Genomic DNA, 9,138 nt, shown 5'->3' with positions numbered 1-9,138 from the left:
GACATAAGACGTATGTTTTATGACGTATGACGTATTTCCGAGGTTTCATGAGAATCATCGGAGGTAAGGCTAGAGGTAGACGCCTTAATTTACCGAGGGGATATCGGCTCAGGCCCACCTCTTGCCGGCTCAGGGAAACGCTTTTCAATATACTTCCTCCCATGGAAGGAAAGTCGTTTCTTGATCTTTACGCGGGAAGCGGAGCGATCGGCCTGGAAGCCTTAAGCAGGGGGGCGGTGAAGGTTGTATTTGTAGAAAAGAATTGGATACTCGCCCATGTCATCAAGGGAAACCTCGGCGGTAGTGAATTTGAAGGCAGGTACGAAATCCTTGCCGTAGAGGGAAAGAGGGGTATCAGGACACTGGGTAAGAAGGGGATGCGGTTTGATTTCCTATTTGCCGATCCGCCCTACGAGAGGGGTCTTGTCGGAGAAACCCTGCGGTGTATTGGTGAGGAAGGTTTGCCCTCCGAAGATAGTTTTGTCATCATCCAACACTCAATAAGAGAAGAATTAGAACAACGGCCGGCAGACCGGTTTATCTTGATGGATCAGAGAAGATATGGTGATACAATTCTGTCTTTTTTGAAATTAAACTTGTAACTACTCAGGTGGATAGACTAAAGGCGGAAGACTATTAGGACACTTCAGTCTTCAGCCTAAATACCTGAGTAGTTACTTAAACTTGAAGAAGGGACAGATATGAAAACAGCGGTGTACCCCGGTTCTTTTGATCCCATTACAAACGGACATGTGGACATTATTACGAGAGGTTTGAAATTATTTGATGAAATCATCGTCCTCGTTGCCTATAACCCGGAGAAAAGATATCTCTTTTCCGTTGAGGAAAGGATGGAGATGATCAGAGAGGTTATCAGGGAACATGAGAAAGATCGTAAGCGGATAACGGTTGACTCCGCTCCGGGGCTCCTCGTGGACTACGTCAAAAATTCAGGTGCAGATGTTATCCTGAAGGGGTTGAGGGCCGTGTCGGACTTCGAATATGAGTTTCAGATGACCCTCATCAACCGGAGGTTGAATAGAGAGGTAGAAACAGTGTTTCTCATGACCGGTTTCAGGTGGTTTTTCACAAGTTCCAGTATCGTAAAAGAGGCGGCCAGTTTGGGAGGGTCGGTAAAAGGAATGGTGCCGGACATCGTTTACCAGAAACTCCAGCAAAAATACGGATTTTCAGCACAGCGATGAAAAGGAAAAATTATGAAGCTCTCATCAAGAATAACGATGATCAAACCTTCTCCTACCCTGGCGATTACAATGAAAGCCAATGCGCTACGGGCAGAGGGAAGAGATGTTATCGGCTTTGGTGCAGGGGAACCTGATTTCGATACCCCCCTTCACATTAAAATGGCTGCCATCAGGGCCATCGAGGGGGGATTTACCAAGTACACCCCAGTCGGCGGTACAGATGAATTAAAAGATGCGATTATCCGTAAATTGCAGAAAGACAATCGGCTAAACTACTCCCGAGGCGAGATTGTCGTTTCCTGCGGGGCCAAACATACTCTCTATAATCTTGCCCAGGTTCTCTTTGAAGAGGGTGATGAGGTTATCATTCCGTCGCCTTACTGGGTTTCCTATCCCGATATCATCGTTCTTGCCGGTGCGCAACCGGTCATTGTGGAAGCAAAAGAAACCAATGGCTTCAAGCTCCAGCCGGAACAACTCGAGGGTGCAATCGGTAAACATACAAAAGCGGTCATTTTGAACAGTCCCTCAAATCCGACCGGCGCTGCCTATACCCGGACAGAACTGGAAGCTCTCGCGGAGGTGATAGTCCCCAAAGGGATTTTTGTCATTTCCGACGACGTTTACGAAAAGATCATCTATGACGCAATTTCCTTCTGTAATATTGCCTCTATCAGTGAAGAGATGAAAAAGATGACGGTTGTCGTCAACGGTGTGTCCAAGGCTTACGCCATGACAGGCTGGAGGATCGGTTATGCCGCCGGCCCTTCTGAGATTATATCCGCCGTTACCATGATTCAAAGTCAGAGCACATCTAATCCCTCTTCGATCTCGCAGAAAGCGGCTGTGGAGGCCCTGATGGGAAATCAGGATGTTGTCACGGAAATGGTGGGGGAATTTGGGAAGAGAAGAAACTGTATCGTGGAAAAACTCAATGCAATACCAAGCATCGCCTGTATGAACCCTGCCGGGGCTTTCTACGTTTTTCCCAACGTCTCTTCATTATTCGGACGTTCATGGCGGGGAAAAACCATCTCCAGTTCATCTGATCTTACCGAGTATCTCTTAGAGGAGGCCAATGTTGCTGTCGTGCCGGGCGGCGAGTTCGGTTGTGACCACTATATACGTCTCTCCTATGCCACGACGATGAAAAATATCGAAGAAGGGCTGCAACGAATAAGAGATGCCGTGGCGAAGCTTGACTGATCCGCAGGTGGTAAACCGCGGCAAAGGTATTATGCCCCTTAACTTCTCACCGGCTTATTCACCCCTCCAGGCCAGCTACGTCCATAAAATTTGCCATTGAATGTAATTCCCTGTTGTTATATTTTTACCCACCATGAACAACTCATCAGGAAGGTTTAACAAAAGGAAGAAAACGAGACCTGTTTTCTTAGGCGGCGTCCAGATAGGCGGTGACGCGCCTGTCGTCGTTCAATCCATGACCTGCACCGATACGAGGGATGTAAAGGCCACTGTCGCGCAGATCAGGCAGCTTGAAGAGGCGGGTTGTGAGGTCGTTAGGATTGCAGTTCCCGATAAGGAGGCGGCGGTTGTCCTGACAGAGATCAAAAAACAGATCACGATACCCCTTATCGCTGATATACATTTTAATCATCACCTTGCCATAGAGGCCATCAGAATGGGTGTGGATGGTATCAGGATCAACCCGGGAAATATCGGCCCGGGAAAAATAAAAGAGATCGTCAGGTTTGCGAAACCACGGGGTTGCGTGATTCGCCTTGGCATCAACGCCGGATCTCTCGAAAAAGATCTCTTGGTAAAGTACGGGGGGCCGACTGCCGATGCCTTGGCCGAGAGCGCTATGAGGAGTCTTGTCCTTCTCGAGGATATGGGCGCTCCCGCAATTAAGCTGTCCCTGAAATCTTCAGATGTGCCTACCATGGTCGAGGCCTATCGAACCGTATCGAGGCAGACAGATTACCCCCTTCACCTTGGCGTAACAGAAGCGGGAAGCCTCTTAAATGCCGCCATCAAGTCTTCTATCGGTATCGGAATTCTTCTCTATGAGGGGATCGGGGATACGATCAGGGTTTCGATAACCGGCAATCCCGTACCTGAAATTGATGTGGCCTACGGGATACTCCGGGCGATGGATATCAGAAAGGTAGGTCCTGACATCATATCCTGTCCTACCTGCGGTCGCTGTGAAATTGATCTTCTCAGGCTGACGGAAGAGGTGGAGGAAAGGTTGGTCGGGATGAAGGCATATCTCAAGATCGCCCTGATGGGGTGTGTGGTGAACGGGCCAGGTGAGGCTGCCGAGGCGGATATAGGAATTGCCGGTGGCCGCGGATGGGGAATGCTTTTCAAGAAAGGCCAGGCGATCAGAAAAATAAAGGAGAGAGATTTTGTCCGGGTGTTGCTGGAAGAGATAGGTACTTTAAAAAAAGTTGGAAGTGTCTAAAGTGGGAAGTGGAAAGTTAAAGGAATAGTTTTTAGCTTTAGGCACTTCCCATTTTAGCGCACTTTAGGCACTTTTCCACTTTATGCGGATTAGGCACTTAGAATAGGAGGTCCAATGCGTTATTCGGAGATGTTCTTGCCCACAGGAAGAGAGATTCCTTCCGATGCGGAGGTTGTCAGTCACCAGCTCATGATCAGAGCGGGAATGATACGGAAATTGGCCAGTGGTATCTATTCATACCTTCCCCTCGGCTACAGGGTGATCCGGAAGGTGGAACAGATCGTCCGGGAAGAGATGAACAGGGCCGGTGCTGAGGAGGTACTTCTTCCCCTGGTCCAGCCTGCTGAACTCTGGCAGGAATCAGACCGATGGGTGCATTATGGTAGAGAACTTCTCAGGTTCAGAGATCGCCATGACAGGGAATACTGCCTCGGTCCTACTCATGAGGAGGTCATCACCGATCTTGTCCGCCATGAAATCAAGACCTATCGTCAGCTTCCTAAAAACCTCTATCAGATCCAGACCAAATTCCGCGACGAGATCAGGCCAAGGTTCGGGGTCATGCGCTGCCGGGAGTTCGGCATGAAGGACGCTTACAGCTTCGATACTAACGAGGAAGGCGCCGAGATAACCTACGGAAAGATGTTTAATGCCTATAACAGGATCTTCAGGCGATGTGGTCTCAGGTTCAGAGCGGTAGAGGCTGATACGGGCAACATCGGGGGGAGTTTTTCCCATGAATTCATGGTAATCGCCGATTCGGGAGAAGACTGTCTTGTTTTCTGCAATGCCTGTGATTATGCGGCGAACATCGAAAGGGCGGAAATTGCCAGACCTCCTCAAGAGAAAATTGATGAAAAAGACTTACCCCCCCCTGAGGATGTCTATACACCTGGGGTGAAAACGATCGAAGAGGTCTGTGCATTTCTGCAGGTAAACCCACAGGACGTGGTAAAAACACTGGTCTTTAACGCAGATGGTCATCCCGTTGCTGTTCTTGTGAGGGGTAATGAAGAGATCAATCCCATCAAGCTGAAAAACTATCTCGGATGCGATCTCCTCGAACTGGCAACGGATGAGATGATTTATAAGGAGACAGGTTCAACAAAGGGGTTCGCCGGGGCCATGGGGATCAAAACGGAAATCATCGCCGATTATTCTCTCATCAACATGAGCAATTTTGTCATGGGGGCTAATAGAGAGGATTACCATATAAAAAATGTAAATATAGGGAGAGATTTCGAGGTCAAGGCGTTTGCCGATTTAAGACTGGTAAGAGAAACAGATTTCTGCCCCCGTTGCAAAAGTACACTTAAATTTGCCAGAGGGATCGAATGCGGTCACATCTTTAAATTGGGCACCAAGTACAGCAAGGCGATGAAGGCCACCTACCTTGACAAGAATGGCCAGGAGCAATACATGGTCATGGGCTGTTACGGCATCGGTATCGGGAGAACAGTTGCGGCATGCATAGAGCAGAATTATGACGAAGACGGCATGATATGGCCCATGCCGCTGGCGCCTTACCATGTCATTATCACACCGGTTAATATTAACGATAAGTCCCAATCAGTTGCCGCCGAAGATCTCTATCAATCTCTCAGGGAGAAAGGTGTTGAGGTCATCCTGGACGACAGGGATGTCCGGCCGGGTATAAAGTTCAAAGACGCCGACCTGATCGGTATTCCGCTAAGAGTAACGATCGGACCCAAGAGGCTCGCCGAGGGAAAGGTAGAGATCAGAACAAGGAGATTAGGTGACGTGGAAGCCCTCCCGCTAAAAGAGGCGAAGGATTTTGTCATCAAGTGCATCAATGAAGAAATGTCATGTTACGCATAACGGATATCCTGGATAAGACCCAATCCTATCTCTCTCCGGAGGAGCTGGAGATCATAGAAAAAGCGTATATCTTTTCCGCTTCTGTCCATCAGGGACAGGTACGCCTGTCCGGAGAGCCTTATCTTACCCATCCGATGGAGGTAGCCGGGATACTTGCCGATATGAAGTTAGATGCAGCAACCATCGTCACCGGTTTGCTCCACGATACGGTAGAGGATACTCTCACCAACCCTCCTCAGATAAAAGAAGCTTTCGGTAAGGAGGTCGCATTTCTTGTAGACGGACTGACCAAGATAAGTAAGGTTACCTTTGGAAGTCAGGAAGAACGACAGGCGGAAAACTTCCGGAAAATGATCCTGGCCATGTCTTCAGATATCAGGATACTCCTGGTCCGGCTGGCGGACAGGGTTCACAATATGAGAACCCTTGAATTTCAAACATCTGAAAGACAGCAATTCATCGCCACAGAGGCGCTTGAGTTATACGCCCCACTGGCAAACCGCCTCGGTATCTACTGGATGCAGGTAGAACTGGAAGATCTGGCCTTCCGGTACCTCCATTTTGAAGCGTATAATGAACTGGCCAGGCGGGTAACAAAGAAAAAAGAGAAGAGAGAAAGATATACCGCAGAAGTAAAATCCATTTTACGAAAGGAGATGGACAGGTTCGGCATTGACTGTGAGGTTGAGGGACGGGCAAAGTATTTTTACAGTATCTATAAAAAAATGCAGAGACAGCAGATCAACTTCGATGAGGTCTATGACCTTACCGCCTTCAGGATCATCCTCGACTCAGATAAGGAAATTGAATGTTACGAAGTGTTGAGTATTATCCATGCCCTCTGGAAACCGGTGCCGGGGCGTTTTAAAGATTATATCGCCATGCCGAAGGCAAACAATTATCGCTCCCTTCATACAACGGTCATCGGTCCTTATGGCGAGAGGGTAGAAATTCAGATCCGCACCCGGCCCATGCATGAGTGGGCGGAAGGGGGTATTGCCGCCCACTGGAGATACAAAGAAGAACGGGATGCCTATCTTGGCGACGACGAGGAACAGATCAAAAAGCTGCGAGAATTGTTAGAGGTTCAACAGGAGCTGAAACATCCCCGGGAGTTCATGACCAATTTAAAACTGGCCCTTTTCCCGGAGGATGTCTATGTGTTCACACCAAAGGGCGAAGTGAAATCCTTTCCGAGAGGCGCCACTCCCATTGATTTTGCCTACAGTATTCATACAGATGTTGGCCATCAGTGCGTCGGCGCCAAGGTTAACAGGAAAATTGTGCCCCTTAAGTATGAACTCGCCAATGGTGATACCGTTGAAATTATCACCCAGGCAGGGCATCACCCCAGTAAGGACTGGTTGAAATACGCCGTTACCTCGAGGGCCAGATCCAAGATAAGAAACTGGATAAAAACAGAGGAAAGAGAAAAGAGTGTCACGCTCGGTAAAGACCTCCTGGAGAGCGAATGCAAAAGGCACCATCTGAAGTTGAGTCAGATTATTAAATCCGAAGAAATCAAAAAAATCTACGAGGAATATTCCATAAATTCACCTGACGACCTGATGGCTATTGTCGGTTATGGGAGGGTATCACCCAAACGGATCGTTCAGTATTTCTTACCCGAGGATGAGGCAAAGGGCGATGAAACCATTCCTGAAAAGAGAAAGAAGAGAAGTTCTGATTCCATGGGCATTTCCCTGACCGGGATCGAAGATGTCATGGTCAGGTTCGCAAAATGTTGCCATCCCATACCGGGCGATGAGATTTCAGGATACATCTCCAGGGGCAGAGGGGTAGTGATTCACTCAGTAAGTTGCCCCAGCATCCAGGAGATGGATACGGAAAGGCTCGTTAATGTTGCCTGGAACATCAAGGAAAAACATACCTATCCAGTGCAGATGAGGGTTATCTGCCAGGATAAAAAAGGTGTCCTGGCTGAGATCAGCAACGTGATATCCTCTTTAGATGTTAATATCTCTCAGGCCAATATTGATACGAGGCCAGATATGCAGGCTATATGTGATTTTAAGATGGACGTGAGCGATTTGGACCATTTTAACCAGATCATCTCCGCCATCAAAAAATTAAAGAGCGTCATCTCGGTGGACAGAATCAGAAAGCCATAAGTTGCGGGACAAAGGAAGGCTAAGTTCTTGACAAAAAATGATCATCTGCTGTATGAAGCACAAAACTTAAAAGTATCAGCCTGGAAAAGAGATCAGATGAAACAACGGTCCCTCAAAAGAATTGTTTCCCTATTGATCTTTCTGGTTTTTCCCCTGATGGTGGCAACGATTGCCATGGCTGGCCCCCCCGGAGGCAAACATCTGGTAGTGATTGACCCGGCTCACGGCGGAACAGAGAAGGGTACCAGACTATCCGACAGATACTATGAAAAAGATGCAACTCTTAACATAGCCCTGTCACTGCAGAAAGAATTGAGTAGATGGGAAAACATTCGCGTTCAGCTTACAAGATACACGGACGGGAACATTCCTATATTTGACAGGATAAGGATTGTTAGGATGTCACACCCCGAAGTGTTTATCAGCCTTCATGTCAATGCAGGTTTTGGGAAAAACTCGACGGGCTACGAGGTCTATTTCCCTGGCTTTAAGTCAACTTCAACTGGCGAAAGCGACACAGCAGAAATTCTCAGGGATATGGCCAAAAACAAATATCTCAATGACAGCGTCAGGTTGGCGCAGACGATTCAGAAAAACATGGAGAAAGTATTCCCCAGAAAGGGCAGAGGGCTTCGTGATGCCCCCATCGCCGTCCTTACCGGTTTATCCATACCGGCCGTTGTTGTAGAGATCGGATTTGCAACAAATCTGGAAGAGAGAGAAAAAATAATGGATGAAACGACACAAAGTGCTATTGTGCAGGCATTGAGTACAAGCATAAGAGAATACTTTTAGACTATTCAGGACCAGAATGAAGTCATAAGTCATAAGTCGTAAGTCTTTAGACTTGAAACTTGAAAGAGGGGTTCTATTCTGATCAAGATTGTATTTGCCTCCAAAAACAATGGGAAAATAAAAGAAATTAAGGCCATGCTTGAGGGGCTTCCCGTAGTTCTCCTTTCACTTAATGACTATAAGGATATTCCCGACATCATTGAAGATGGGAAAACATTCTTAGAGAATGCCCTTAAGAAGGCAAGGATTGTCTCAGAATTTACCGGTGAAATGGCCCTTGCCGACGATTCGGGACTGGAGGTGGATTATCTGGGGGGAGAACCGGGTATTTATTCATCCAGATATTCTGGAAAAAATGCTACAGATGAGAGTAACATACAGAAACTTCTCGAAAATTTGCGGGGTGTCCCCCCCGAAAAAAGGGGAGCCTCCTTTAGGTGTGTATTGGTGCTTTACCGGCCGGAGGGTACCTTTGAATCCTTTGAGGGTGAATTGCGTGGACAGATTCATGATAAACCCGTGGGAGAAGGGGGCTTCGGTTACGATCCGGTATTTTTTCTGCCCGAAAGGGGTATAACAGTGGCACAACTCCTGCCGGAAGTGAAAAACATGATCAGCCATCGGGCACAGGCATTTCATCAACTCAAAAAGAGCTTGAAAACGGGGCGTAACGCAGCCTGGTAGCGTGCCTGCTTTGGGAGCAGGATGTCGCAGGTTCAAATCCTGCCGCCCCGACCAG

The 9,138-nt window shown here is 47.9% G+C and carries 8 protein-coding genes and 1 tRNA gene; all 9 read left to right on the top strand.

The features are described 5' to 3' along the window. Positions 1–47: 47 nt before the first annotated feature. The gene (rsmD, locus tag QMD03_09455; GenBank protein ID MDI6777436.1) at positions 48–602 is read left to right on the top strand and encodes a 16S rRNA (guanine(966)-N(2))-methyltransferase RsmD; all 555 of its coding nucleotides are present in this window, start codon (positions 48–50) and stop codon (positions 600–602) included. Positions 603–701: 99 nt separating this feature from the next. Further along, on the top strand, positions 702–1,205 hold the full coding sequence (gene coaD / locus QMD03_09450; GenBank protein ID MDI6777435.1) for a pantetheine-phosphate adenylyltransferase: 504 nt from the start codon (positions 702–704) through the stop codon (positions 1,203–1,205). A 12-nt stretch (positions 1,206–1,217) separates the two neighbouring features. Beyond that, entirely contained in the window at positions 1,218–2,411 is a 1,194-nt protein-coding gene (locus QMD03_09445; protein ID MDI6777434.1) for a pyridoxal phosphate-dependent aminotransferase, read from the top strand. A gap of 133 nt (positions 2,412–2,544) precedes the next feature. Continuing rightward, positions 2,545–3,633 carry a flavodoxin-dependent (E)-4-hydroxy-3-methylbut-2-enyl-diphosphate synthase gene (gene ispG, locus QMD03_09440; GenBank protein ID MDI6777433.1) on the top strand — a complete coding sequence of 363 codons (1,089 nt, stop codon included), beginning with the start codon at positions 2,545–2,547 and terminating at the stop codon, positions 3,631–3,633. A gap of 114 nt (positions 3,634–3,747) precedes the next feature. Further along, entirely contained in the window at positions 3,748–5,472 is a 1,725-nt protein-coding gene (locus QMD03_09435; GenBank protein MDI6777432.1) for a proline--tRNA ligase, read from the top strand. After that, positions 5,460–7,604, top strand: a complete 2,145-nt coding sequence (locus QMD03_09430; protein MDI6777431.1) for a bifunctional (p)ppGpp synthetase/guanosine-3',5'-bis(diphosphate) 3'-pyrophosphohydrolase — start codon at positions 5,460–5,462, stop codon at positions 7,602–7,604. The genes QMD03_09435 and QMD03_09430 overlap by 13 nt, the downstream gene beginning before the upstream one ends. Positions 7,605–7,700: 96 nt before the next feature. Then, positions 7,701–8,399, top strand: coding sequence for an N-acetylmuramoyl-L-alanine amidase (locus QMD03_09425; GenBank protein MDI6777430.1), 699 nt, complete (start codon positions 7,701–7,703; stop codon positions 8,397–8,399). 87 nt (positions 8,400–8,486) lie between these two features. Next, a complete protein-coding gene (locus QMD03_09420) occupies positions 8,487–9,083 on the top strand; it encodes an XTP/dITP diphosphatase (protein MDI6777429.1) in 597 nt (198 codons plus the stop codon). Next, positions 9,061–9,137: transfer RNA gene (locus QMD03_09415), tRNA-Pro, on the top strand. Before QMD03_09420 ends, QMD03_09415 begins: the two co-directional genes overlap by 23 nt. Position 9,138: the final 1 nt, after the last annotated feature.

Source organism: Syntrophales bacterium (assembly GCA_030018935.1).
In the GTDB taxonomy this organism is placed as follows: domain Bacteria; phylum Desulfobacterota; class Syntrophia; order Syntrophales; family CG2-30-49-12; genus CG2-30-49-12.
Note: the sequence above shows the minus strand (reverse complement) of the source record. Positions and strands in the feature narration are given on the sequence as shown.